The sequence below is a fragment of the Brachybacterium horti genome (genome assembly GCF_054777615.1).
On the sequence record NZ_BAAHAM010000002.1, the window covers coordinates 326,940 to 350,280 of the forward strand.

19 protein-coding genes and 3 tRNA genes are annotated in these 23,341 nt (G+C 72.2%); 17 read left to right on the forward strand and 5 right to left on the reverse strand.

Annotated features, from left to right (window positions below; translation table 11 throughout):
* Position 1: 1 nt before the first annotated feature.
* From ilvN to ACYVAP_RS06715, 8 genes are all read left to right on the forward strand, one after another.
* A complete protein-coding gene (ilvN, locus tag ACYVAP_RS06680; RefSeq protein ID WP_240811083.1) occupies positions 2-538 on the forward strand; it encodes an acetolactate synthase small subunit in 537 nt (178 codons plus the stop codon).
* Positions 539-669: 131 nt separating this feature from the next.
* Positions 670-1,701, forward strand: a complete 1,032-nt coding sequence (gene ilvC / locus ACYVAP_RS06685; protein ID WP_264450687.1) for a ketol-acid reductoisomerase — start codon at positions 670-672, stop codon at positions 1,699-1,701.
* A gap of 211 nt (positions 1,702-1,912) precedes the next feature.
* Positions 1,913-3,520: a phosphoglycerate dehydrogenase gene (gene serA / locus ACYVAP_RS06690; RefSeq protein ID WP_264450686.1), complete on the forward strand. Its 1,608-nt coding sequence runs from the start codon at positions 1,913-1,915 to the stop codon at positions 3,518-3,520.
* 43 nt (positions 3,521-3,563) lie between these two features.
* A complete protein-coding gene (locus ACYVAP_RS06695) occupies positions 3,564-4,613 on the forward strand; it encodes a 3-isopropylmalate dehydrogenase (protein ID WP_498860062.1) in 1,050 nt (349 codons plus the stop codon).
* A 44-nt stretch (positions 4,614-4,657) separates the two neighbouring features.
* Complete coding sequence (locus ACYVAP_RS06700; RefSeq protein ID WP_498860063.1) at positions 4,658-5,749, forward strand: branched-chain amino acid transaminase; 1,092 nt, start codon at positions 4,658-4,660, stop codon at positions 5,747-5,749.
* Positions 5,750-5,756: 7 nt separating this feature from the next.
* Positions 5,757-7,409 carry a (R)-citramalate synthase gene (gene cimA / locus ACYVAP_RS06705; protein WP_498860064.1) on the forward strand — a complete coding sequence of 551 codons (1,653 nt, stop codon included), beginning with the start codon at positions 5,757-5,759 and terminating at the stop codon, positions 7,407-7,409.
* Positions 7,410-7,504: 95 nt separating this feature from the next.
* Positions 7,505-8,038 (forward strand): glycine cleavage system transcriptional repressor, encoded by a 534-nt coding sequence (locus tag ACYVAP_RS06710; protein WP_498860065.1) that lies wholly within the window; start codon positions 7,505-7,507, stop codon positions 8,036-8,038.
* A gap of 146 nt (positions 8,039-8,184) precedes the next feature.
* Complete coding sequence (locus ACYVAP_RS06715; protein ID WP_498860066.1) at positions 8,185-9,510, forward strand: MFS transporter; 1,326 nt, start codon at positions 8,185-8,187, stop codon at positions 9,508-9,510.
* A gap of 1 nt (position 9,511) precedes the next feature.
* On the opposite strand, the gene ACYVAP_RS06720 is transcribed toward ACYVAP_RS06715, so the two are convergent.
* On the reverse strand, positions 9,512-12,067 hold the full coding sequence (locus ACYVAP_RS06720; RefSeq protein WP_498860067.1) for a DEAD/DEAH box helicase: 2,556 nt from the start codon (positions 12,065-12,067) through the stop codon (positions 9,512-9,514).
* 487 nt (positions 12,068-12,554) lie between these two features.
* Here ACYVAP_RS06720 and ACYVAP_RS06725 point away from each other — a divergent pair, with 487 nt between their 5' ends.
* Positions 12,555-13,496: a trypsin-like serine peptidase gene (locus tag ACYVAP_RS06725; protein ID WP_498860068.1), complete on the forward strand. Its 942-nt coding sequence runs from the start codon at positions 12,555-12,557 to the stop codon at positions 13,494-13,496.
* Positions 13,497-13,555: 59 nt separating this feature from the next.
* Here ACYVAP_RS06725 and ACYVAP_RS06730 read toward each other — a convergent pair whose 3' ends face one another.
* The 3 genes from ACYVAP_RS06730 to ACYVAP_RS06740 form a co-directional block, all read right to left on the reverse strand.
* Positions 13,556-14,497, reverse strand: coding sequence for a 3-methyladenine DNA glycosylase (locus ACYVAP_RS06730; protein ID WP_498860069.1), 942 nt, complete (start codon positions 14,495-14,497; stop codon positions 13,556-13,558).
* A gap of 56 nt (positions 14,498-14,553) precedes the next feature.
* Positions 14,554-15,072, reverse strand: coding sequence for a PH domain-containing protein (locus tag ACYVAP_RS06735; protein ID WP_498860070.1), 519 nt, complete (start codon positions 15,070-15,072; stop codon positions 14,554-14,556).
* A gap of 121 nt (positions 15,073-15,193) precedes the next feature.
* On the reverse strand, positions 15,194-16,306 hold the full coding sequence (locus ACYVAP_RS06740) for an LLM class flavin-dependent oxidoreductase (RefSeq protein WP_498860071.1): 1,113 nt from the start codon (positions 16,304-16,306) through the stop codon (positions 15,194-15,196).
* A gap of 118 nt (positions 16,307-16,424) precedes the next feature.
* Here ACYVAP_RS06740 and ACYVAP_RS06745 point away from each other — a divergent pair, with 118 nt between their 5' ends.
* From ACYVAP_RS06745 to ACYVAP_RS06770, 6 genes are all read left to right on the forward strand, one after another.
* Entirely contained in the window at positions 16,425-17,210 is a 786-nt protein-coding gene (locus tag ACYVAP_RS06745; RefSeq protein ID WP_498860072.1) for a fumarylacetoacetate hydrolase family protein, read from the forward strand.
* Positions 17,207-18,745 (forward strand): glutamate--tRNA ligase, encoded by a 1,539-nt coding sequence (gene gltX / locus ACYVAP_RS06750; protein ID WP_498860073.1) that lies wholly within the window; start codon positions 17,207-17,209, stop codon positions 18,743-18,745. The genes ACYVAP_RS06745 and gltX overlap by 4 nt, the downstream gene beginning before the upstream one ends.
* 245 nt (positions 18,746-18,990) lie before the next feature.
* A tRNA-Gln gene (locus ACYVAP_RS06755) sits at positions 18,991-19,062 on the forward strand.
* Between the two features lie 29 nt (positions 19,063-19,091).
* A tRNA-Glu gene (locus ACYVAP_RS06760) sits at positions 19,092-19,164 on the forward strand.
* 47 nt (positions 19,165-19,211) lie between these two features.
* Positions 19,212-19,284, forward strand: a tRNA-Glu gene (locus ACYVAP_RS06765).
* Positions 19,285-19,374: 90 nt separating this feature from the next.
* A complete protein-coding gene (locus tag ACYVAP_RS06770; protein ID WP_498860074.1) occupies positions 19,375-20,193 on the forward strand; it encodes a universal stress protein in 819 nt (272 codons plus the stop codon).
* Positions 20,194-20,305: 112 nt separating this feature from the next.
* Here ACYVAP_RS06770 and ACYVAP_RS06775 read toward each other — a convergent pair whose 3' ends face one another.
* Positions 20,306-21,043, reverse strand: coding sequence for an IclR family transcriptional regulator (locus ACYVAP_RS06775; protein WP_137770547.1), 738 nt, complete (start codon positions 21,041-21,043; stop codon positions 20,306-20,308).
* A 154-nt stretch (positions 21,044-21,197) separates the two neighbouring features.
* Here ACYVAP_RS06775 and leuC point away from each other — a divergent pair, with 154 nt between their 5' ends.
* Positions 21,198-22,610, forward strand: coding sequence for a 3-isopropylmalate dehydratase large subunit (leuC, locus tag ACYVAP_RS06780; protein ID WP_264450823.1), 1,413 nt, complete (start codon positions 21,198-21,200; stop codon positions 22,608-22,610).
* Positions 22,611-22,621: 11 nt separating this feature from the next.
* Complete coding sequence (gene leuD, locus ACYVAP_RS06785; protein ID WP_137770549.1) at positions 22,622-23,242, forward strand: 3-isopropylmalate dehydratase small subunit; 621 nt, start codon at positions 22,622-22,624, stop codon at positions 23,240-23,242.
* Positions 23,243-23,341: the final 99 nt, after the last annotated feature.

Here is a 23,341-nt window from a genome sequence, read left to right on the forward strand (position 1 = left end):
CATGAACTCCACCGATTCCGTGATGCGACCGAACACCCAGACCCTGTCCGTCCTCGTCGAGAACAAGCCCGGCGTGCTCACCCGCGTCTCCGCGCTGTTCGCGCGCCGCGGCTACAACATCGCCTCGCTCGCGGTGGGCCCCACCGAGCACCCGGAGATCTCCCGGATCACCGTGGTCGTCGACGTGGACCAGCACCCCCTCGAGCAGATCACCAAGCAGCTCAACAAGCTGGTCAACGTGCTCAAGATCGTCCAGCTCGACCCTCGCCAGACGATCCAGCGCGAGCTCATCCTCATCAAGGTGGGCGCGGACAACGCCTCGCGCACCTCGGTCCTCGAGGTGGTCCAGATGTTCCGTGCGAAGGTGGTCGACGCAGCCACCGACGCCGTGACCATCGAGGCCACGGGCACCCAGGACAAGCTCGACGCCCTGCTGGGGATGCTCGAGCCCTTCGGGATCCGCGAGATCGTGAAGTCCGGCGAGGTCGCGATCGGCCGCGGCGGCCGCGCGATCACCGACCGCAGTCTCCTCGGCTGACCCGCGAGGGTCACGGGCTGAGACGGCCTCTCACAACGTAAGACGGACGGCGATAGGATCGACCTGTCGCCGGCGCCGAGGGTGCGAACCCCGCCCCGGCGCGGACACAACCACACACAAAGGAGCACATCGTGGCGGAGATCTTCTACGACGACAACGCAGACCTCTCGATCATCCAGGGCAAGAAGGTCGGCGTCATCGGCTTCGGCTCGCAGGGCCACGCCCACGCGCTGAACCTCCGCGACAGCGGCGTCGAGGTCCGCGTCGGCCTGCGCGAGGGCTCGAAGTCGGCCGCGAAGGCGCAGGAGGAGGGCCTGACGACGGGCTCCGTCGCCGAGGTCGCCGAGTGGGCGGATCTCATCATGATCCTCACCCCGGACCAGGACCAGCGGAAGGTCTTCGCCGAGTCGATCCAGCCGCACCTCACCGAGGGCAAGGCGCTCGCCTTCGCGCACGGCTTCAACATCCGCTTCGGCTACATCGAGGTCCCCGCGGGCGTCGACGTGCTGCTCATCGCCCCCAAGGCCCCCGGCCACACGGTGCGCCGCGAGTTCGTCGCGGGCCGCGGCATCCCGGACATCGTCGCCGTCGAGCAGGACGCGACCGGCTCCGCCTGGGACCTCGCGCTCGCCTACGCCAAGGGCATCGGCGGCACCCGCGCCGGCGTCATCAAGACCACCTTCACCGAGGAGACCGAGACGGATCTCTTCGGCGAGCAGGCCGTGCTCTGCGGCGGCATGAGCCACCTCGTGCAGGCGGGCTTCGAGACCCTCTCCGAGGCCGGCTACCAGCCCGAGATCGCCTACTTCGAGGTCCTCCACGAGCTCAAGCTCATCGTCGACCTCATGTGGGAGGGCGGCATCGCCAAGCAGCGCTGGTCGATCTCCGACACCGCCGAGTTCGGCGACTACGTCTCCGGCCCGCGCGTCGTGACCGACGAGACCAAGGCGAACATGAAGGCGATCCTCGCCGACATCCAGTCCGGCGCCTTCGCGAAGCGCTTCATCGACGACCAGGACAACGGCGCGACCGAGTTCCAGGAGCTGCGCGCCAAGGAGGCGACGCACCCGATCGAGACCGTCGGCCGCGACCTGCGCAAGATGTTCTCGTGGTCCACCACGAGCGTCGACGCGGACTACACCGAGGGCAGCGCCGCGCGCTGATCCCGGGGCGTCCCCTCACGGCGGGGCGGGCATCCGATCGCAGGATCGGGTGCCCGCCCCGTCCCTCGTCCGGCGTCCTCCACGAGCCCCTGGAGCACCTTCTCGGATCGTGATCATGGCGACCGCATGGCGGACAGCGGATTACGCTGTGCTCATACGCGTCGCCCCGAGGATGAGTGCGACGATCGCCGTCTGTACCGGAGGAGATTCCGTGACGAGTCCCGTCGTCCTCATCGCCGAAGAGCTGTCGCCCGCCACCGTCGAGGTGCTCGGTCCCGACGTGGAGGTCCGCCACGTCGACGGCGCCGACCGCGCCGCCCTGCTCGCCGCCGTCGTCGACGCCGACGCCCTCCTGGTGCGCTCCGCGACCCAGGTCGACGCCGAGGTCTTCGCGGCCGCGCCGAACCTCAAGGTCGTCGCCCGTGCGGGCGTGGGCCTGGACAACGTGGACGTCCCCGCCGCGACCGTCGCCGGCGCGATGGTCATCAACGCGCCGACCTCGAACATCACCTCCGCCGCGGAGCTCGCGGTGGCCCTCATCCTCGCCTCGCTGCGCAACCTCGCGCGGGCCGACGCCTCCGTCAAGGCCGGGAAGTGGGAGCGCAAGCAGCTCACCGGCGTCGAGCTGCTGGGCAAGACCGTCGGCGTCGTCGGCTTCGGCCGGATCGGCCAGCTGGTCGCCGAGCGCCTCGCCCCCTTCGGCGTCACCCTGCTCGCCTACGACCCGTACGTGAGCCACGCCCGCGCGGCCGAGCTCGGCGCGCGCGTCGTCGAGCTCGACGAGATCATGCGCGAGAGCGACGTCATCACCGTCCACATGCCCAAGACCCCGGAGACCACCGGACTCCTGGGTGCGGAGCAGTTCGCGATCGCGAAGCCGAACCTCCACGTCGTCAACGCCGCCCGCGGTGGGCTCATCGACGAGGAGGCGCTCTACACCGCGCTGACCACCGGTCAGATCGCCGGCGCCGCGCTGGACGTCTACAGCTCCGAGCCGCCCGCGAAGAGCGAGACCGCCGCGAAGCTCCTCGAGCTCGAGAACATCACCCTCACGCCCCACCTGGGCGCCTCCACCGCGGAGGCCCAGGAGAAGGCCGGCGTCGCCGTCGCGCGCTCCGTGCGCCTCGCCCTCGCCGGCGAGCTCGTGCCGGACGCGGTCAACGTCGCGGGCGGCGCGCTCGACGACCTCGTGCGCCCCGGCGTCGCCCTCGCCGACCGCCTGGGCCAGCTGTTCACCGCCCTGGCCGCCGAGGCCCCCGAGGTGCTCGAGATCGTCGTGCGCGGCGAGATCGCGACCCACGACGTCACCGCCCTCAAGCTCTCCGCGCTGCGCGGCATGTTCCGCGGGACGGTCACCGAGCAGGTCTCCTACGTCAACGCCCCCGTCATGGCCGAGGAGCGCGGCATCTCCGTGAGGCTCGAGACGGAGGAGGAGAGCGAGCGCTTCCGCAACGTCGTCGCGCTGCGCGGCACCCTCCGCGGCGGCACCGTCGTCTCCGTCGCCGGCACCCTCAGCGGGGCCCGCCAGGAGCACAAGCTCGTCGAGATCGGCGGCCACGAGCTCGAGGTGCCGCTCTCCGACCACCTTATGGTGATCCGCTACGTCGACGGTCCCGGCATGATCGGCCAGTACGGCGCGCGGCTCGGCGCCGCGGGCGTGAACATCGCCGGCATGCAGGTCTCCCGCGCCGGCACCACCCAGGGCTCCGAGGCGCTCGTCGTCCTCGACCTCGACGAGGCCGCCCCGCGCGAGCTCGTCGAGGAGATCGGTCGCGAGATCGGTGCGCACTCCGTGCACGCCGCCGATCTCGTCTACTGATCCCCGCCCACCACTCCGACCGACACCTCTCCAGGAGCAGCAGATGAACGACTCGACCCTCCGCCTCGCCGTCATCGAGGGCGACGGCATCGGCCAGGAGGTCGTGCCCCAGGGCCTGCGCGTGCTCCGCGCGGCCCTCGAGCCGGCAGGCGTCGCCGTCGAGACGACGCCCTTCGACCTGGGCGCGGGCCGCTGGCACCGCACCGGGGAGACCCTGACGGACGAGGACATGAGCCGCCTCGCCGAGCACGACGCGATCCTGCTGGGCGCCGTGGGCGACCCGGAGGTCCCCTCGGGCGTGCTCGAGCGCGGGCTGCTGCTCAAGCTCCGCTTCGGCTTCGACCACTTCGTGAACCTGCGCCCCACCCGGCTCGTGCCCGGCGTCTCGACGCCGCTCGCGGAGCCGGGGGAGGTTGACTTCCTCGTGGTCCGCGAGGGCACCGAGGGCCCGTACGTGGGCAACGGCGGATCGATGCGCACGGGCACCCCGCTCGAGGTCGCGACCGAGGTGTCCCTCAACACGGCCGTCGGCGTCGAGCGCGTGGTCCGCTACGCCTTCGAGCAGGCCGCCGCGCGCCGCGGGAAGCTCACCCTCGTGCACAAGCACAACGTGCTCGTCCACGCCGGGCACCTGTGGCGCCGGGTCGTCGACGAGGTGGGCGCGGAGTTCCCGGGCGTGAGCGTGGACTACGCGCACGTCGACGCCATGATGATCTACCTGGTCCAGGACCCCGCCCGCTTCGACGTCATCGTCACCGACAACCTCTTCGGCGACATCGTCACGGACCTCGCGGGCGCGATCGGCGGCGGCATCGGCCTCGCCGCGAGCGGCAACATCAACCCCACGGGCGCCTTCCCCTCGATGTTCGAGCCGGTGCACGGCTCCGCGCCGGACATCGCCGGGAAGGACCTCGCCGACCCGACCGCGACGGTGCTCTCGGTGGCCCTGCTGCTGGACCACCTCGGCCACGCGGGTCCCGCCCAGAAGGTCCGCGACGCCGTCGAGGCCGATCTCGCCGAGCGCGCCTCCCTGGGTGCCCGCGGCACCGTCGCGATCGGCGACGCCCTCGTCGCCGCCGTGACCGATCACTGACCCCCACCCTTCCGTCCCGTCCCGTCCCGCCCCAGGAGCCTCCGATGAGCGCGCTCACCTTCACCTCGACCACCACCACCCGTCGCGTGGGCGACGACGAGCGCGCCCGCATCCTCGCCGCCCCCGGTTTCGGCCGGCACTTCACGGACTTCATGGCCCGTGCCCGCTGGACCGCCGAGGGCGGCTGGGGCGAGGCCGAGATCCTCCCCTACGGCCCCTTCGAGATCTCCCCGGCCTCCGCCGTGCTCCACTACGGCCAGGAGATCTTCGAGGGGCTCAAGGCCTTCCGCCACGCGGACGGATCCATCTGGACCTTCCGCCCGGAGCGCAACGCCGAGCGCTTCCAGCACTCCGCGGACCGCCTCGCGCTGCCGCACCTGCCGGTGGAGGACTTCGTGGCGTCGCTGCGCGCGCTCGTCGCGGCCGACGAGCCGTGGGTCCCGCAGCCGGAGGGGGAGACCTCCCTGTACCTGCGCCCCTTCATGTTCGCCAACGAGGAGTTCCTCGGCGTGAACTCCTCCGCGATCGCGGACTACTACCTCATCGCCTCCCCGGCCGGCGCCTACTTCCCGCGCGGCGTGCAGCCGCTCGTGGTGTGGGTGACGGACGAGTACGCGCGGGCGGGCGCCGGCGGCACCGGCGACGCGAAGTGCGGGGGCAACTACGCCTCCTCGCTGCTCGCGAAGAAGCAGGCCGCCGCCCAGGGCGCGGACGAGGTCATGTTCCTGGACTCCGAGTCGCACACCTTCGTCGACGAGCTCTCCGGCATGAACGTCTTCGCGATCACGAAGGACGGCCGGATCCTCACCCCCTCGCTCACCGGGTCGATCCTCGAGGGCGTCACGCGCAACTCGATCCTGCGCCTCGCGGAGGACCGCGGCCTCGAGCCCGTCGAGCAGCGGCTGGACTTCGCCGAGCTCACCGCGCAGATCGCCGCCGGCGAGATCACCGAGATGTTCGCGGCGGGCACCGCCGCGGTGATCACGCCGATCGGGGAGCTGCGCGCCCACGGCGGCTCGTGGACCGTGGCCGACGGCGGGTCCGGCGCGACCACGCTGTCCCTGCGCGAGGAGCTCACCGGGATCCAGTACGGCCGGGTCCCGGACCGCCACGGCTGGCTCACCCGCCTGGTCTGAGGCCCCGATGACGACGACCCCCGCACTCCGCGAGAGCTCCGCGTCCACCGCGATCCCGGGCTTCCACCTCTACGACACGACGCTGCGCGACGGCTCCCAGCAGGAGGGCCTCACGCTCTCCGTCGCGGACAAGCTCGCCGTGGCGCGCCTGCTCGACGAGCTCGGCGTGACCTACATCGAGGGCGGCTGGCCCGGCGCGGTCCCGCGGGACACCGAGTTCTTCACCCGCGCCGCCGGCGAGCTCGAGCTGCGGCACGCGCGCCTGGCGGCCTTCGGGGCGACCCGCAAGGCCGGCGTGGCGGTCGCCGAGGACCCGCAGGTGCAGGCGCTCGTGGACTCCGGCGCGCCGACGATCACCCTCGTCGCGAAGTCGGACCTGCGCCATGTGACGGGCGCGCTGCGCACCACCGCCGAGGAGAACCTCGCGATGGTCCGGGACACGGTCGAGCACCTCGTGGGGCTCGGACGCGAGGTGTTCGTGGACGCGGAGCACTTCTTCGACGGCTTCCTCCACGACCCCGCCTACACGACCTCCGTGGTCGCGGCGGCCCACGCCGCCGGGGCCCGCGCCGTGGTGCTGTGCGACACGAACGGCGGGATGATCCCGCACCAGGTCACCGAGATCGTCGAGGACCTCCGGTCGCGCCTGGACGCGGGGAGCGCCGTCAGCGATGCGCCGGTGCGGCTCGGCGTGCACACGCACAACGACTCCGGCTGCGCGGTCGCCAACGCCCTCACGGCGGTGCGCGCCGGCATCGACCACGTGCAGGGCTGCGTCAACGGCTACGGGGAGCGCACCGGCAACGCCGACCTCGTCACGATGCTCGCTGACCTCCAGCTGAAGATGGGCCTCGAGCTCGTGCCGGAGGCCGCCCTCGAGGACTCCACCCGCATCGCCCACGCGATCGGCGAGATCGTCAACATGCCGGTCTCCCCGCGCAGCCCCTACGTGGGGCAGAGCGCCTTCGCCCACAAGGCGGGCCTGCACGCGAGCGCGATCCGGGTGGACCCGGACCTGTACCAGCACATCGATCCGCGCGAGGTCGGCAACGACATGCGCATGATCATCTCCGACATGGCCGGTCGCGCCTCGATCGAGCTCAAGGGGCGCGAGCTGGGCTTCGACCTCACGGGGGAGAAGAACCTGCTCGCGCGGCTCGCGACCACGGTCAAGCAGCGCGAGGCAGCCGGGTACTCCTACGAGGCGGCCGACGCCTCCTTCGAGCTGCTCCTGCTCGACGAGATGGGGCGCGTGCCGCGGTTCTTCTCGGTCGAGTCCTGGCGGGCGACCTCGCACCTGCTGCGCGACGGCTCCCTCGAGACCGAGGCGACGGTGCGTCTGCTCGCCCGGGCGGACGACCCGAGCTCGCGCTCGGTCACCATCGCCGAGGGCAACGGACCGGTCAACGCGCTGGACACGGCGCTGCGGCGAGGCCTCCTGGAGACCTACCCCCAGATCGACGAGCTCGAGCTGCAGGACTTCAAGGTGCGCATCCTCGACTCCCACCACGGCACCGACGCGACGACCCGGGTGCTCGTGCGCACGGGCGGCGCGGGCCTCGAGTTCCACACGGTGGGCGTGGGCACGAACATCATCGACGCCGCCTGGGAGGCGATCGTGGACGCGTACACCTACGCGTTCCACAAGCTCGGCATCTGAGCTCGGCCGCTGCGTGGTCTCCCCGGTCGCGCGTCCTGCCTTGACAGCTCCGGAACCCTGCGCCCCGGGGCGTGCCGGGCGCTACCCTGGGGCGCATGCTGACCTATGTGCTGACCGCGATCGGCGATGATCGCCCCGGCCTCGTGTCCACCCTCGCCGCGGCCGTGGACGACCACGGCGGGAGCTGGGTGGACAGCCAGCTCGCCCTCCTGGCCGGCAAGTTCGCGGGCATCGTCCGCGTGGACCTCCCCGAGGAACGGGCGGCCGGATTCCTCGACGCCCTACCCGGCCTCGCGGCGGGTGTGGGACTCCAGGTCGAGGCCGCGCCCGCGCACCCGGAGGATGCCGCCGACGGTGCTCCCGCGGGCACGGGTCTCGTGCTGTCCCTGCTGGGCCAGGACCGCACGGGCATGGTGCGTGAGGTGACCGAGGCGCTGCATTCCCAGGGCGCGACCATCGACTCCCTCCGCTCGCTCACGCGCGAGGCGCCCGAGGGCGGAGGCATGCTCTTCGAGGCGGAGGCCGTGGTGCGCCTCCCCGAGGGGGCCGACGAGTCGGAGGTGCGCGAGGCGCTCGAGGCGATCGCCGCCGAGCTCATGGTGGACCTGGACCTCGACGCGCCAGCCTGACCCCGCGCGGCGTGATCACGGAGCCCTCGAGGGCTCCGTGACCGAACCGTGATCGACGGTCTTGCCGGTGACCGGGGTGCTGGTCCCGGGGAGCGGGCGCTTTCAGGCTGAGGGCTCACCCGTCGTCCCGTGAGAGCTGAGTCCCTGTGACCTCGTCGCCGCTGGCCCCGCCGGCCCTGCCCGCCCCGCCTGCCGATCCCGGCCCCTCCACCGATCTCGTCTCTCCGGTCGATCCGGCCCCGCCGATCGACCCGGCCTCGCCCGGCGGCCTCACCCCATCGGTCGGCGCCGCCCCCATCGCCGACACCGCCGTCGCCCTGCCCGCCGGCGCGGTGCGCGCCCTCGTGCTCGCCACCCTCGGCTTCGGCGTGAGCTCCTGGGCCTGGGCGCTGCTGAGCCCGCTCGGGCCGGTGCTCGTGGAGCGCGGCACGATCACCGACGCCTCCCTCGTGGTGGCCGTGCCGGTGCTGGTCGGCGCGCTCGGGAGGGTCCCGATCGGCGCCCTCACGGACCGGCTCGGCGGCCGGGTCATGTTCACGGCCGTCTCGCTCGCCGCCGTCGTGCCGGTGCTGCTGCTCGGCCTCGTCGGCCAGGACTCGCTCGCCGGGCTCCTCCTCGGCGGGCTGCTGCTCGGCATCGCCGGCACGGCCTTCGCGATCGGCATCCCGTACGTGAACTCGTGGTTCCCGCCCTCGCGGCGCGGGATGGCGACGGGGCTCTACGGGGCGAGCATGGGCGGCACGGCGATCGCCGCCTTCACCACCGTGCCGCTCGTGCGGGCCGGGGGAGAGACGGCGCCCTTCCTCGTGGCCGCCGCCGCGCTCGTCGCCTTCGCCGCGGTCGCGGCGACCTCGATGCGCACCGCCCCGACCTGGCGCCCGGCCGTCGGCAGTCCCGCGCGGGCGACGGCCGCGGCCCTCCGGCTGGCCGTGACCTGGCAGGCGAGCGCGCTGTACGCGCTGTCCTTCGGCGGGTACGTCGCGTTCTCGGTCTTCCTGCCCACGCTGCTCGTGCGCTGGTACGGCCTCGAGCCGGGGGAGTCGGCGCTGCGCACGGCCGGCTTCGTGGTCATGGCGGTGCTGCTGCGCCCGCTCGGCGGGGTGCTCTCGGACCGCTTCACCGCCGCCCGCACGCTCCTGGTCTCCTACGCGGCGCTGACCGTCGCGGCCGCCGTCCTCGCGCTGCACCCGCCGCTCGCCCCCACGGGCACGCTCGCGCTCCTGCTCGCCGCCGGGGCGCTGGGCCTCGGCGCCGGCGCGGTGTTCGCGCTCGTCGCACGGGTCGCCCCGGCAGGCGAGATCGGCGCCGTGACGGGCGTGGTCGGTGCCGCGGGCGGGCTCGGCGGGTTCGTCCCGCCGCTGCTCATGGCCGCGACGATGCAGAGCCTCGGCAGCTACGCCCCGGCGCTCGCGCTGCTGCTCCTCGCGGCGGTCGGGGCGATGGTCCTCACCGTGCGCATGAGCCGCCGGTGACTCAGCGGGAGGCCATGTCCCCCACGTGGGTGATCGTGAGCACCGGCTCGCCGGCCTCGTCGGTCGCCTCGAGGTCGAGCTCCGCCTCGATCGCCCAGTCGTGGTTCCCGTCGGGGTCGTCGAGGACCTGGCGGATCCGCCACACCTTCGACTCCTCGGTGATCTGCAGCAGCTGGGGTGAGCGGGCGGGGCCGTCGATGCCGACCTCGTCGTAGGTGTCGTAGTAGGCGTCCATGGCGTCCGCCCAGGCGCGGCGGTCCCAGCCGGCGGCGCCGTCGAGCTGGGCGAGGCGCTCCTCGCGCTCGAAGGCGAAGTGCTCGACCCGCTGCCACATCGCGGCCCGCACCATGGTGCGCAGCACCTTGGTCTGGGCGGAGAGGCCGCGCGGCGAGCTGGGCCGCACCTCCTCCTCGGCGCCGGGTCCGTCCTCGGGGTGGGTGAGCGCCTCCCACTCGTCCAGGAGCGAGGAGTCGATGCCGCGCACGAGCACACCGAGCCACTCGATCGTGTCCTCGAGCTCCTCGGTGCGCAGGTCCTGGGGGATCGTGCGGCGCATGGCCTGGTAGGCGTCGGAGAGGTAGCGCAGCACGATGCCCTCGGAGCGCTGCAGCCCGTAGCGCTGGACGAACTCGCTGAAGGTCTGCCCGGTCTCGTGGATCTCGCGCACCACGGACTTGGGGGAGAGGTCCTCGGCGCGCACCCAGGGCCGGGTGCGGCGGTAGATCTCGAGGGCGGCCTCGAGCTCCTCCGCCATCGGCTTCGGCCAGGTGACCTCGTCCAGCCGCGCCATCCGCTCGGTGTACTCGACGCCGTCGGCCTTGAGCTCGGCGAGCAGCTCGCCCTTGGCGGCGCTCTGCTGGGCGAGCAGGATCTGCCGGGGGTCCTCGAGGACGGACTCGATGATCGTGACGGTGTCCATGGCGAGGGTCGGCGACTCCTCGTCGAGGGAGTCGATCATCGCGATCGCGAAGGGCGCGAGCGGCTGGTTCATCGTGAAGTCGAGCTGGAGGTCCTCGACGAGCGCGAGCCGCCGTCCCAGGTGGTCCGCCTCCGGCAGCAGCTGGACGATCTCGGCGTCCTTGAGCCCGCGGAAGATCTCGGCGGCCTGCCTGACCAGGGCGAGCTTCTGCCGCGTCGTCTGGTGGCTGGTCATGATGAGGTGCCGGGCGGCGCTCACGGCGTTCCCGGGGCGGGCGATGAGCGCGAGCTCCATCGACGGGGTGATCCGCAGGTGCGGGCGCAGGGGCTCCGGCGCGTTCTCGACGAGCTTGGTGAGGTTCTCCTCGGACCACGAGACGGCGCCCTCGGGGATCCGGGGCTTGGGCTCCTTCTTGCGCTTCTTCGCGCTGTTGGGGGCCTTCCCGGCCTCCTCCCGGGCGCGCTGCTTGGCCCGCTCGCGCTCGAACTCGATCGTCCAGGTGGGCGCCTGGACGACCACGTGGCCCACGGTGTCGTAGCCGGCGCGGCCCGCACGGCCGGCGATCTGGTGGAACTCGCGCGAGTTCAGCAGCCGCATGCGCTTGCCGTCGAACTTCGCGAGGCCGGTGAGGAGCACGGTGCGGATCGGGACGTTGATGCCGACGCCGAGGGTGTCGGTGCCGCAGATGATCTTCAGCAGCCCGGACTGCGCGAGCTTCTCCACGAGCCGGCGGTACTTCGGCAGCATGCCGGCGTGGTGGACGCCGATGCCCTCGCGCACGAGCTTGGAGAGCACCTGCCCGAAGCCCTTGGCGAAGCGGAAGTCGCCGATGATGTCGCGGACCTGCTGCTTCTCCTCGGGGGCGAGGATCTTCTGGCCCAGCAGCGCCTGCGCCTGCTCGAGCGCGTCCTTCTGGGTGAAGTGGACGATGTACACGGGGGCGTCGCGGTCCTGCAGGATCGTCGCGATCGTGTCCGGCAGCGGCTCGAGGGCCCAGCGGAAGTCGAGGGGCACGGGTCGGGGCGCGTCGGCGATCGTGGTGACCTCGCGGCCGGTGCGCTCCAGGAGATCCTCCTCGAAGAAGGTCACGTCGCCGAGGGTCGCGCTCATGAGCACGAACTGGCAGCGGGGGAGCTCGACGAGAGGCACCTGCCAGGCCCATCCGCGCTGGGGGTCGCCGTAGTAGTGGAACTCGTCCATGACGGCGAGGCCCACGTCGGAGGAGGGGCCGTCGCGCAGGGCGTGGTTGGCGAAGATCTCGGCCGTGCAGACGATGATCTCGGCGTCGTGGTTGACGCTCGAGTCGCCCGTCATCATGCCGACGCGCTCGGCGCCGAACTGGGCGACGAGGTCGAAGAACTTCTCCGAGACCAGGGCCTTGATGGGGGCCGTGTAGTAGGCGCGCTCCCCGCGGGCGAGGGCGGCGAAGATCGCGGCGTAGGCGATCGTGGTCTTGCCGGAGCCGGTGGGGGTCGCGGCGATGACGTGGTCGCCGGCCGCGATCGCGAGCAGGGCCTCCTCCTGGTGCGGGTAGAGGGTGCGGCCCTGCGACTCCTGCGCGGAGATGAAGCCGTCGACGATCGCGTCCTGACCGTCTCCGTCGAGGTCGGGGGGCAGGAACGGGGTCAGCGCAGGCATGGGTCCAGTCTGCCAGGGCCGGGGCGCCCGGGCGGCTACCCTCGAGCGCCCGGGCACTGCGGTGCCTCCTGCGACGGAAGGACGACGATGCCGGCACGACGATCCGAGGACCCCTCGCTCACCGACGAGCAGAGAGCGGGGGAGGGCGCGGTCGAGCACTGGGACGAGGAGCGACGGGCCGCCGCGCGACCCGCCCCGTTCGGGCGATCGTTACCTGTTCGTGATCAAGATGGCTCGGGGGTCGAGAGCCCCTCGGATGACTGCGCGACGGAGTGCGGAGCGACCTGCAGTGATGGCGGCGGGCGCTCGGAGGGCTCGGGCGAAGGCTTGGCTACCGAGGAGTAGTCGACGGGTGGTGGAGGCGATCCGGGCGGACCGGGAGGAGCCGGAACGAACGGGCAGGTGACCTCCGTCACGTGACGTAGGTTGCCGCCACGGCCTCCCGAGGTCGTCATCCCTCCCCAGGAACCTGTCGAAAGGCACCACCGTGACGCAACGCCCTCTCCTCCGCCGCTGCTCCCGACTCCTGGGCGGCGCCGCCCTGGTCGCCGGACTCGCCGTGGGCGGCGCCGGCATCGCCGCCGCCGACGGCCCGGACAGCGAGCGCACCACGCTCTCCTCGAGCGCGCAGTCCGACGCCCACGAGTACTGGACCGCCTCCCGTATGGAGTCCGCCGTCCCCGCGGAGGACCTCGCCCCCGAGGACTCCCCGGTCACCGACGCCGTCGAGAAGGGCAAGCCCCAGACCGTCACCGGCAGGAGCGCGGAGAAGGGCAAGAAGCCCCAGGCCGCCGCCGCGGCCAAGGACACCGTGGGCAAGGTCTTCTTCACCCAGGGCGGCGTGGACTACGTCTGCTCCGGCAACGCCGTCGCCTCCGGCAACGGCTCGACCGTGGCGACCGCCGGGCACTGCGTGAACGACGCCGGCACCTGGGCCACCAACTGGGTCTTCGTGCCCGGCTACGACCACGGCGACGCCCCCTACGGCACCTGGGCCGCGACGGACCTCGTCTCGACCGACCAGTGGGTCTCCGACGAGGACATCAGCTACGACGTCGCCTTCGCGAAGGTCGAGCCGGAGAGCGGCACCGCGACCCTCGAGTCCACCGTCGGCACCACCGCGATCGCCTTCAACCAGGCCCGCGGCGCGTCGTACACGTCCTACGGCTACCCGGCCGCCGCGCCCTTCGACGGCGAGTCCCTCGAGTCCTGCTCCGGCACCGCGAGCGACGACACGATCGGCGACACCCAGTCCCAGGGCATCTCCTGCGACATGATCGGCGGCTCCTCCGGCGGCCCCTGGTTCCTCGGCGACGGGGCCCAGAACTCGGTGAACAGCTTCGGCTACAACACCCAGAAGAACGTCATGTACGGCCCGTACTTCGGCGCCGACGCGCAGTCCGCGTACGCGGAGGCCGGCGCGCTCTGAGCACGTCCCTCCTCGTGGTCGAGGGCCGGCATCCCCTGGGGATGCCGGCCCTCGGCGTCTCAGGCGTCGGCGGTGAGCGGCGCGAGCTGCTCCAGCAGCCGCGCCCGCAGGGCGTCCGCACCGGTGGCGAGCTCCCGCTGGCGGCGCACGTACTCCGCCTTCCCGCCGGGCGTCTCGATCGGGACCACCCCGTAGCCCAGCGGGCGCACGTCGTACGGGCTCGCCTCCATGTCCAGCACCCGCGTGGCGCGGGCGTGCTCGAAGCAGTCGAGCACGAGCGCGGAGTCCACGAGCGGCCCCAGCTTCATCGCCCACTTGTACAGGTCCATCCCCACGTGCAGGCAGGCGGGGTTGTCGAGCTCCACCTGCCGCTCGCGGCTCGGGGTGATCGCGTTGCGCGGAGCGGCGCTCGGGGTGAAGAAGCGGTACGCGTCGAGGTGGGAGCACACGAGCTGCTCCCGCTCGACGACCGCGTCGGTCTCCTCGTGGCCGAGCCGCAGCGGGAGGTCCTCGTGACGCTGCTGCCCGGGACGGAGTCCGTGGACCATCGCCCACTCGTGCAGGCCGAAGCACCCGAACTCGGGGCGCCGCGCGGTGAGCGTCGAGGAGGAGAGCAGGCGCTGGATGAAACCCAGGGCGCTCGCGCGCTCGGTGCGGAAGCGCTCGACGTCCGCGTGCCGCCAGGTCGTGGGGCCGTCGGCCACGTCGACGTACCAGGAGCGGGAGCCGTCCCCAGTGAGATCCGCGATCACGCTCTCCCCCTGCTCGTCGCGATCCGCGGCGGCGTCGTACGCGACGCCGGCCCCCGGGTGCCAGCGGCGCAGGCGCGCGGCGGAGAACGGGTAGTAGGTGAACAGGAAGTCCTCGACCGGATGCTTCTCCCCGCGGCGCCGGCGCTCGCGGTGCCCCGCGGTCAGCGCATCGGCCCGCTCCTCGTGGGCGCGGCGCTGCTCGCGCGCCTCGTCGGCGGGGATCCGTCGGAGCGGGGGAGGGACGGTCATCCCAGCAGTGTGCCAGCGGCCCGCCGGTCCCGGCTCCTGCGCGTGACCGACCGCGCTCAGCGCCCGTCCCGCAGCCACCGCCGGTGGGCGTCGATCGCCGCGCGGGTGGGACGCGCGGGGTGCAGGAGGTCGGAGCCGTGGTCGAACGTGCTCTCCCCGCGGTGCAGGGCGAACCGTGAGCCGGTGAGCGCGCACCGCACGCGTCGGCCGTCCCGGAGCACGACCACGGTCGCTCCTCGGTCGAAGAAGGACCTGTCCACCTCCACGTGCGCGATCGAGGCCCAGTCCATTCGCCGCGTGCGCACGTAGCCGCGCACCGTGATGCCTCCGGTGGTGACGATGAACGCGGGGCGCAGGAGCAGCGCGACGCCTGTGCCGAGAAGGAGGAACGCGGCGACCAGGAGGGTCGCCAGGAGCACGCGAGCTCGCTCCGGCCTGAGGAGCGACATCGATGCACAGCCGAGGAACGCGACGGCGAGGCCCGCGAGCAGGATGCCCACGGCGACCCGGTAGAGGATGCCGGGCCCCGCGCGATAGACGAGCCGCGGCCCGACGTGCAGCGCAGGGTCGGGCATCGTGGCGCTCCTTCGAGGCGGGGTGCTCGCCGTTACGGACGTGGCGCGGGAGGGACGCCAGGATAGGTCCCACCCCGGAGGGATGCTCGACGCCGGGCGGGGCGGGCCGATCCCGCGGAGGTCAGCGACCGGGGGAGCGGCGCGGCATCGCGGCGTCGGAGGCTCCCTGCGCGAGCAGCTCCCGCACCCGCGGGATGACCTCCGTGCCGTACAGCTCGATCGAGGTCATGAGCTGCTCGTGGGGGACGGGTCCGTTCGCGTACTTGAGGTCGAAGCGGTCCAGGCCGAGGTCCTGCACGGTGCGGGCGATCTTGCGCGCCACGGTCTCCGGTGAGCCGGCGTAGAGGGCGCCGTGCTGCATCTCGGCGTCGAACTCCGCGGGGCCCGTCGGACCCCAGCCGCGCTCGGCGCCGATCTGGTTGCGCTGGGCGATCCAGTGCTCGAGCAGCTGCTCGCGGGCCTCCGCGTCGGTCGCGGCGACGTGCCCGGGGGAGTGGACGCCCACGGGCAGTGCGCCGGTGCCCAGCTGCGAGGTCGCCTCGCGGAAGAGGTCCACGTAGGGGGCGAAGCGCTCGTGCGAGCCGCCGATGATCGCGAGCATGAGCGGCAGGCCGTGCCGGGCGGCGCGCACCACCGAGTTCGGGCTGCCGCCGACGGCGACCCAGGTGGGCAGCTCGCGCTCGAGCGGCGGGAACAGCTCCTGGTCCTTCAGCGGCGGCCGGATGCTCCCGGACCAGCTCACGGGGCGCTCGCGCAGGGCGGTGGCGAGCAGGTCGAGCTTCTCCTCGAAGAGCGTCTCGTAGTTCTGGAGGGAGTGTCCGAACAGCGGGAAGGACTCGGTGAAGGAGCCGCGGCCCACGGTGAGCTCGGCGCGGCCGCCGGAGAGGGCGTCGAGGGTCGAGAAGCGTTCGTAGAGCCGGATCGGGTCGTCGGAGCTGAGGACGATCACGGCGGTGCCCAGCGTGATCCGCTCGGTCCGGCTCGCGATCGCGGCGAGCACGATGTCGGGCGCGCTGACGGCGAAGTCGGGGCGGTGGTGCTCGCCGACGGAGAAGTGGTCGATGCCCACGCGGTCGGCGAGCTCGGCCTGGGCGACCACGTCCCGGAGCGTCCGGGCGTGGCCGACGCTGCGGCGATCGGCGTCGACGGTCACGTCCCCGAAGGTGTCCAGGCCGAAGGTCACGGCAGAAGCAGAAGGAGCCGCGGGGGCCGGAGGGGTGGATGCGGTGGTCATGGCGTCTCCTCGCACAATCTCGTTGAATGTTGAAATACTATGGGGTGTGGGACGAGGTGTCCAGGGCGACGGCCCTCACCAACCGGGGCCCCGCACGCGACGACCTAGACTGGCGCCCATGCGCATCGCCCGATTCACCACCGGTGAGGACCCGATGTACGGCATCGTCCAGGAGAAGGACGGCCGCGACATGGTCTACGGCATCACCGGCGATCCCCTGTACACCGAGATCCGCCCCACCGGGAAGATCCATCCCCTCGAGGACGTCCGCCTGCTGGCACCCGTCATCCCGCGCTCGAAGGTGGTGTGCGTCGGCCGCAACTACGCCGCGCACGCCGCCGAGCTCGGCAACGAGGTGCCCGACCAGGCCCTGTACTTCCTCAAGCCCAACACCGCCGTCGTCGGCCCCGGCGACCCGATCGTGCTGCCCGCCTACAGCGAGGAGGTGAGCCTCGAGGCGGAGCTCGCCGTGGTCATCCAACGGATGGCCAAGGATCTCGAGCCCGAGCAGGTGGAGGACGTGGTCCTCGGCTACACCTGCGCGAACGACCTCACCGCGCGGGACACCCAGCGCGGGGAGAACCAGTGGTTCCGGGCCAAGGCCTGGGACACCTCGTGCCCGATCGGACCGTGGATCGAGACCGACCTCGACCCCGCCGCCCTCGCGATCTCCTCGAGCGTGGACGGCGAGACCGCCCAGGACGGCACCACCGCGGACATGCTCCGCTCCGTTCCCGAGCTCATCTCGGAGATCTCCCGCGTCGTCACGCTGCTCCCCGGCGACGTCGTCCTCACCGGCACCCCGGCCGGCGTCCGCTCCGTCGAGGCCGGCTCGAGCATCGACGTGACCATCCAGGGCATCGGCACCCTGACCAACCCCGTCCTCAGGAGGACCTCCCTGTGACCCCCACCGCCCCCGCGCCCGCCCCCGTCACCGAGGCCACCGGCGCGGACATCCGCGTGCGCTTCTGCCCCAGCCCCACCGGCACACCGCACATGGGCATGGTCCGCACGGCCCTGTTCAACTGGGCCCACGCCCGCCACCACGGCGGCAAGCTGATCTTCCGCATCGAGGACACCGACGCCGCGCGCGACAGCGAGGAGTCCTACCATCAGCTGCTCGACGCCATGCGCTGGCTCGGCATCGATTGGGACGAGGGCGTCGAGGTGGGCGGTCCGCACGGTCCCTACCGCCAGTCCCAGCGCGGCGACATCTACCAGGACGTCATCGCGAAGCTCCGCGAGGGCGGCCACATCTACGAGTCCTACTCCACCGCGGAGGAGATCGCCGAGCGCCATCGCGCCGCGGGCCGCGACCCGCAGCTCGGCTACGACGGCTCCGACCGCGACCTCACCGAGGAGCAGAAGGCCGCCTTCCGCGCCGAGGGCCGCGAGCCCGTGTGGCGCCTGCGCATGCCCGACGAGGACATCACCTTCGAGGACATGGTGCGCGGCGAGATCACCTTCAAGGCCGGGGCCACCCCGGACTTCGTCGTGGTCCGTGCGAACGGCCAGCCGCTCTACACGCTCGTGAACCCGGTCGACGACGCCCTCATGGGCATCACCCACGTGCTGCGCGGCGAGGACCTGCTCTCCTCGACCCCGCGGCAGATCGCCCTGTACCGGGCGCTCATCTCCGTGGGCGTGACCGACGTGATCCCGCGGTTCGGGCACCTCCCGTACGTGCTCGGCGAGGGCAGCAAGAAGCTCTCCAAGCGCGACCCCGAGTCCAACCTCTTCCTCTACCGCGAGCAGGGATTCCTGCCCGAGGGCATGGTCAACTACCTCGCCCTGCTGGGCTGGGGCTACAGCGCGGACCAGGACGTCTTCTCCCGCGAGGAGATGGTCGAGCGCTTCGACGCGTCCGACGTCAACCCCAACCCCGCCCGCGTGGACTTCAAGAAGGCCACGGCGATCAACGCGGACCACATGCGCCTGCTGCCCGAGGCCGAGTTCACCGAACGCATGGTGCCCTACCTGCAGTCCGCGGGGGTCGTCTCCGACCCGGTCACCCCGGAGCAGCACGCGCTGCTCGTGGCGGCGACGCCGCTCGTCCAGCCGCGCATGAACCTGCTGGGGGAGGCGCCGGACATGCTGCGCTTCCTCTTCGTGGCCGATGCCGACCTGGTCGTCCAGGACGACGCCCTGAAGAAGCTCGGCGACGACCCGGTCGCCGTGCTCGACCGCGCGATCACCGAGGTCGAGACGGTGCCGGCGGACTCCTTCGCCGCCGCGACCCTCGAGGAGGTGCTGCGCGCCGCGATCGTCGAGGACATGGGGATCAAGCCGCGCCTCGCCTTCGGGCCGCTGCGCAGCGCGATCTCGGGCCGCCGCATCTCCCCGCCGCTGTTCGAGTCCATGGAGCTCCTGGGTCGCCCCTCGAGCCTCGCGCGGCTGCGCGCGCTCCGCGACCGCCTCGCGGCCGCCGCGGAGTCCTGAGCAGGCTCCGAGCAGGCTCCGGGCATGCCCTGGCGGGCCGCGCGCCGTTCATCCGCAGGCGGGTGAACGGCGCGTGACCAGTCGGGGTGCCGAGGCTCACAGCCGGAAACGGCCCTCTCGCTTTGTCCATCCGGCGCGGACCCGCTAATGTTGTCTCTCGGTACGGCCCCCGCGGCAGACCGGATCGGACGAGTCACACCAGAGGCTCGGACGGCACGGGAAGCTTCGGAAACGTGCTCTCACCATGGGGTATGGTGTAATCGGCAACACAACGGTTTCTGGTACCGTCATTCTAGGTTCGAGTCCTGGTACCCCAGCGCTTCGCAGCTTCGGCTGCTTGGCCCGCGCCCCGTTCGTCTAGCGGCCTAGGACGTCGCCCTCTCACGGCGGTAACACCGGTTCAAATCCGGTACGGGGTACGACACGGATCGTTCGCGATCCGTGAGGAGCCCTCGGGTTCCCGAACGCCCCGTTCGTCTAGCGGCCCAGGACGTCGCCCTCTCACGGCGGTAACACCGGTTCAAATCCGGTACGGGGTACGGCTGAGCCGGTGTCTGCGGACACCGGCTTCTTCCGTTCCTGGGGCAGTGGCCCTGGCCAGGGCGTCGAACCCGGCGTATCGTCGGGATATGATGCAGGCCACAGCTCCGAGGATCACCGTCGGCGTCTTCGACGCCCCCGAGGCGGACGACGCCGTCCGCTGGGCCGCCCGGCACGCGCAGCACACGGGCGGCACCCTCCATCTCCTCCACGCCTTCGTGTGGACCGAGCTGGACGTCAACACCGACCCCGTGCCGGGTCTCTCCGGCTCCGGCATCCGCTCCGCCGCGAACGCCCTCATCGTCGAAGCCGTGAGGATCGCGCGTGAGATCGCCCCGGACGTCCCGATCACCTCGCAGATCGTCGACGGCAACGCCGTGCCCGTGCTCGTCGGGGCGAGCGGCGAGTCCGATCTCATGGTCGTCGGCGGGCGCGGCCTGGGCCGGCTGCTCACGCTCGTGGTCGGCTCGAAGTCCCTCGCGCTCGCGGCGAAGTCCCGCTGCCCGGTCGTCGTGGTGCGCGGCGACATCGACGGTGACGGACCGATCGGGCTCGTGGACCACGGCGAGGATCATGCGAACGAGCAGCGCGCCGCGGATCTCGCCGCGGCCTGGGGCCGCGACCTGGTCCTCATCGTGCGGGCGATGACCTCCCCTGACGAGGCGCAGCACGTGCTCGGCGCGGTGCGGGACCGGCTCGGTCGCACCCATCCGCAGGTCTACGTGCGGGACGTGGTCATCGCCTCCGCGGAGACGGCCCGCGAGCTCGTGCACGCGAGCGAGGGGGCGAGCCTCATGGTCGTCGCGGGGGAGCGATCCGCCAAGGATGCGTCCCGCGTCCATGCGCCGCGGCAGCTGGTGACCGTGCTGCGCTACGCGAACACGCCCGTCTGGATCGAACGCTCCTGACGGCGTGGCCCCCGCCCCCGCCTGACGACGGAGCCCCCGTCCTCGCCTGATGGCGGCGACGGGGGCTCCTGTGCGGGGGAGGACGACTGGCGGCGCGGTGCTCTCGGTGGGGTCAGGCGCCGGCGCGGCGGAGCGTCTCGGTGAGGTGGTTCGCGGAGCTCATCACGGAGGCCGCGTGGAGGCGGCCGGGCTGGCGGGTGATGCGCTCGATCGGGCCGGAGATGCTGAGCGCCGCGACGACGCGCCCGTTGGGGCCGCGCACCGGCGCGGAGACGGAGCCCACGCCGGGCTCGCGCTCCCCGATGGACTGCGCCCAGCCGCGGCGGCGCACGGCGGAGAGCTGGGTCGCGGTGAAGCGGGCGCCGAGCAGGCCGCGGTGGAGACGGTCCGGCTCCTCCCAGGCCAGGAGGATCTGCGCCGCGGAGCCGGCCTTCATCGTGAGCGCGGCGCCGAGCGGCACGGAGTCCCGCAGGCCGATCGGGCGCTCGGCCGCGGCGACGCAGATGCGGTGGTCGCCCTGGCGGCGGTAGAGCTGGGCGGACTCCCCGGTGTGGTCGCGGAGGGCGGCGAGCACGGGGCCGGCGGCTGCGAGCAGGCGGTCCTCGCCGGCGGCGGCCGCGAGCTCGCCCAGGCGCGGGCCGAGCACGAAGCGGCCCTGCATGTCTCGCGAGACCAGGTGGTGGTACTCGAGCGCCACGGCGAGGCGGTGCGCGGTGGGGCGGGCCAGTCCGGTGGACTGGACGAGCTGGGCGAGGGTGGCGGGGCCGGCCTCGAGGGCTCCGAGCACGATCGCGGCCTTGTCGAGCACGCCGACGCCGCTGCCGTTCTCCTCCGACGGGGTGTTGTCCATGCTCCGATACTGCCGTCTTATTTGGTGAGACGCAAGTGCGACGTGTCGGGCACCGCCCAAGACTTGTCCTGCGTCCGATCCCGGACGTGGCCGTCGCGGACCCTCGCGGCGCCGAGATTCAGTGCCCGCACCCCGGGCGCGAGGAGGGAAAGACATGGCGAGCACGCTCGCGGAGAAGGTCTGGCAGGACCACGTCGTCCGCCGCGGTGAGAACGGCGAACCGGACCTGCTCTACATCGACCTCCAGCTCCTCCACGAGGTGACCAGCCCCCAGGCCTTCGACGGCCTCCGGCAGGAGGGGCGCCAGCCCCGCCGCGTCGACCAGCAGCTCGCCACCGAGGACCACAACACCCCCACGATCGACATCGACAAGCCGATCGCGGACCTCACCTCGCGCACCCAGATCGACACCCTGCGCCGCAACGCCGAGGAGTTCGGCGTGCGCATCCACTCGCTCGGCGACAAGGACCAGGGCATCGTCCACGTGGTGGGACCGCAGCTGGGACTGACCATGCCGGGCATCACCGTGGTCTGCGGCGACTCGCACACCTCGACCCACGGTGCCTTCGGCGCGCTCGCCTTCGGCATCGGCACCTCCGAGGTCGAGCACGTGCTCGCCACCCAGACGCTGTCGCTCAAGCCCTTCAAGACCATGGCGATCACCGTGGACGGCACGCTCAAGCCGGGCGTCACCGCGAAGGACGTCATCCTCGCCGTCATCGCGAAGATCGGCACCGGCGGCGGCGCGGGCTACGTGCTCGAGTACCGCGGCGAGGCGATCCGCTCCCTCTCCATGGAGGGGCGCATGACCGTCTGCAACATGTCCATCGAGGCGGGCGCCCGCGCCGGCATGATCGCCCCCGACGAGACCACCTTCGAGTACGTGAAGGGTCGACCGCACGCGCCGAAGGGCGCGGACTGGGACGAGGCCGTCGCCTACTGGCGCACCCTGCGCAGCGACGACGACGCCGTCTTCGACGCCGAGGTGCACATCGACGCCGACGAGCTCGAGCCCTTCGTCACCTGGGGCACGAACCCCGGCCAGGGCCTCCCGCTCTCCGCGAGCGTCCCCGCCCCCGAGGACTTCACGGACGACACCTCGCGCACCGCCGCCGAGAATGCGCTGGCCTACATGGACCTCGTCCCCGGCACGCCGCTCAAGGACATCAAGGTCGACACGGTCTTCATGGGCTCGTGCACCAACGGCCGCATCGAGGACCTCCGGGCCTTCGCCGAGACCGTCAAGGGCCGCGATAAGCACCCCGACGTGCGGGTCATGGTCGTCCCGGGCTCCGCCCGCGTGCGGGTCCAGGCCGAGCAGGAGGGCCTGCACGAGATCTTCCTCGCCTTCGGCGCCGAGTGGCGCCAGGCCGGCTGCTCGATGTGCCTGGGCATGAACCCGGACCAGCTGAAGCCGGGCGAGCGCGCCGCCTCCACCTCCAACCGCAACTTCGAGGGCCGCCAGGGCAAGGGCGGTCGCACCCACCTGGTCTCCCCGGTGGTGGCAGCGGCGACCGCGATCCGCGGCACCCTGTCCTCCCCGTCGGACCTCCAGCCCACCGCCTGAGGAGCAGCATCATGGAAGCCTTCACCACGCACACCGGCATCGGCGTCCCGCTGCGCCGCAGCAACGTCGACACCGACCAGATCATCCCCGCCGTCTACCTCAAGCGGGTCACCAAGACCGGCTTCGACGACGGCCTGTTCAACGCCTGGCGCGCGAACGACCCCGACTTCGTGCTGAACCGCGAGCCGTACTCGCGTGGCAGCGTGCTCGTCGCCGGCTCCGACTTCGGCACCGGCTCCTCCCGCGAGCACGCCGTGTGGGCGCTGCGGGACTACGGCTTCAAGGCCGTGCTCTCGAGCCGCTTCGCGGACATCTTCCGCGGCAACGCGGGCAAGCAGGGCCTCGTCGCCGCCCAGCTCACGCAGGACGACATCGAGCAGCTCTGGAAGATCCTCGAGGAGAACCCGGGCACCGAGGTGACCGTGGACCTCGTCGAGCGACAGGTCCACGCCGGGGACACGGGCGCCGTGTTCCCCTTCGAGATCGACGACTACACCCGCTGGCGGATCATGGAGGGGCTCGACGACATCGGCCTCACCCTGCGCCACGAGGAGGACATCACCGCCTTCGAGGCGACGCGTCCCTCCTGGATGCCGAAGACGCTCCCGGCCCGCATCGCCGAGGACGCCTGAGGGGATCCCGACCATCGGAGGGGGTGGGGAGTGACCCGCGTCGCGGGGAGCCCCCACCCCCCTCCGGTAGGGTGTGCCGGTCAGTCACCAGGCGCCCGG

Bases quoted from the DNA above. Each gene is read 5' to 3' on its own strand.
- ilvN (WP_240811083.1), top strand. From the start codon at position 2: ATGAACTCCACCGATTCCGTGATGCGACCGAACACCCAGACCCTGTCC.
- ACYVAP_RS06695 (WP_498860062.1), top strand. From the start codon at position 3,564: ATGAACGACTCGACCCTCCGCCTCGCCGTCATCGAGGGCGACGGCATC.
- ACYVAP_RS06700 (WP_498860063.1), top strand. From the start codon at position 4,658: ATGAGCGCGCTCACCTTCACCTCGACCACCACCACCCGTCGCGTGGGC.
- cimA (WP_498860064.1), top strand. From the start codon at position 5,757: ATGACGACGACCCCCGCACTCCGCGAGAGCTCCGCGTCCACCGCGATC.
- ACYVAP_RS06710 (WP_498860065.1), top strand. From the start codon at position 7,505: ATGCTGACCTATGTGCTGACCGCGATCGGCGATGATCGCCCCGGCCTC.
- ACYVAP_RS06720 (WP_498860067.1), bottom strand. From the start codon at position 12,067: ATGCCTGCGCTGACCCCGTTCCTGCCCCCCGACCTCGACGGAGACGGT.
- ACYVAP_RS06730 (WP_498860069.1), bottom strand. From the start codon at position 14,497: ATGACCGTCCCTCCCCCGCTCCGACGGATCCCCGCCGACGAGGCGCGC.
- ACYVAP_RS06735 (WP_498860070.1), bottom strand. From the start codon at position 15,072: ATGCCCGACCCTGCGCTGCACGTCGGGCCGCGGCTCGTCTATCGCGCG.
- ACYVAP_RS06740 (WP_498860071.1), bottom strand. From the start codon at position 16,306: ATGACCACCGCATCCACCCCTCCGGCCCCCGCGGCTCCTTCTGCTTCT.
- ACYVAP_RS06745 (WP_498860072.1), top strand. From the start codon at position 16,425: ATGCGCATCGCCCGATTCACCACCGGTGAGGACCCGATGTACGGCATC.
- ACYVAP_RS06770 (WP_498860074.1), top strand. From the start codon at position 19,375: ATGATGCAGGCCACAGCTCCGAGGATCACCGTCGGCGTCTTCGACGCC.
- ACYVAP_RS06775 (WP_137770547.1), bottom strand. From the start codon at position 21,043: ATGGACAACACCCCGTCGGAGGAGAACGGCAGCGGCGTCGGCGTGCTC.
- leuC (WP_264450823.1), top strand. From the start codon at position 21,198: ATGGCGAGCACGCTCGCGGAGAAGGTCTGGCAGGACCACGTCGTCCGC.
- leuD (WP_137770549.1), top strand. From the start codon at position 22,622: ATGGAAGCCTTCACCACGCACACCGGCATCGGCGTCCCGCTGCGCCGC.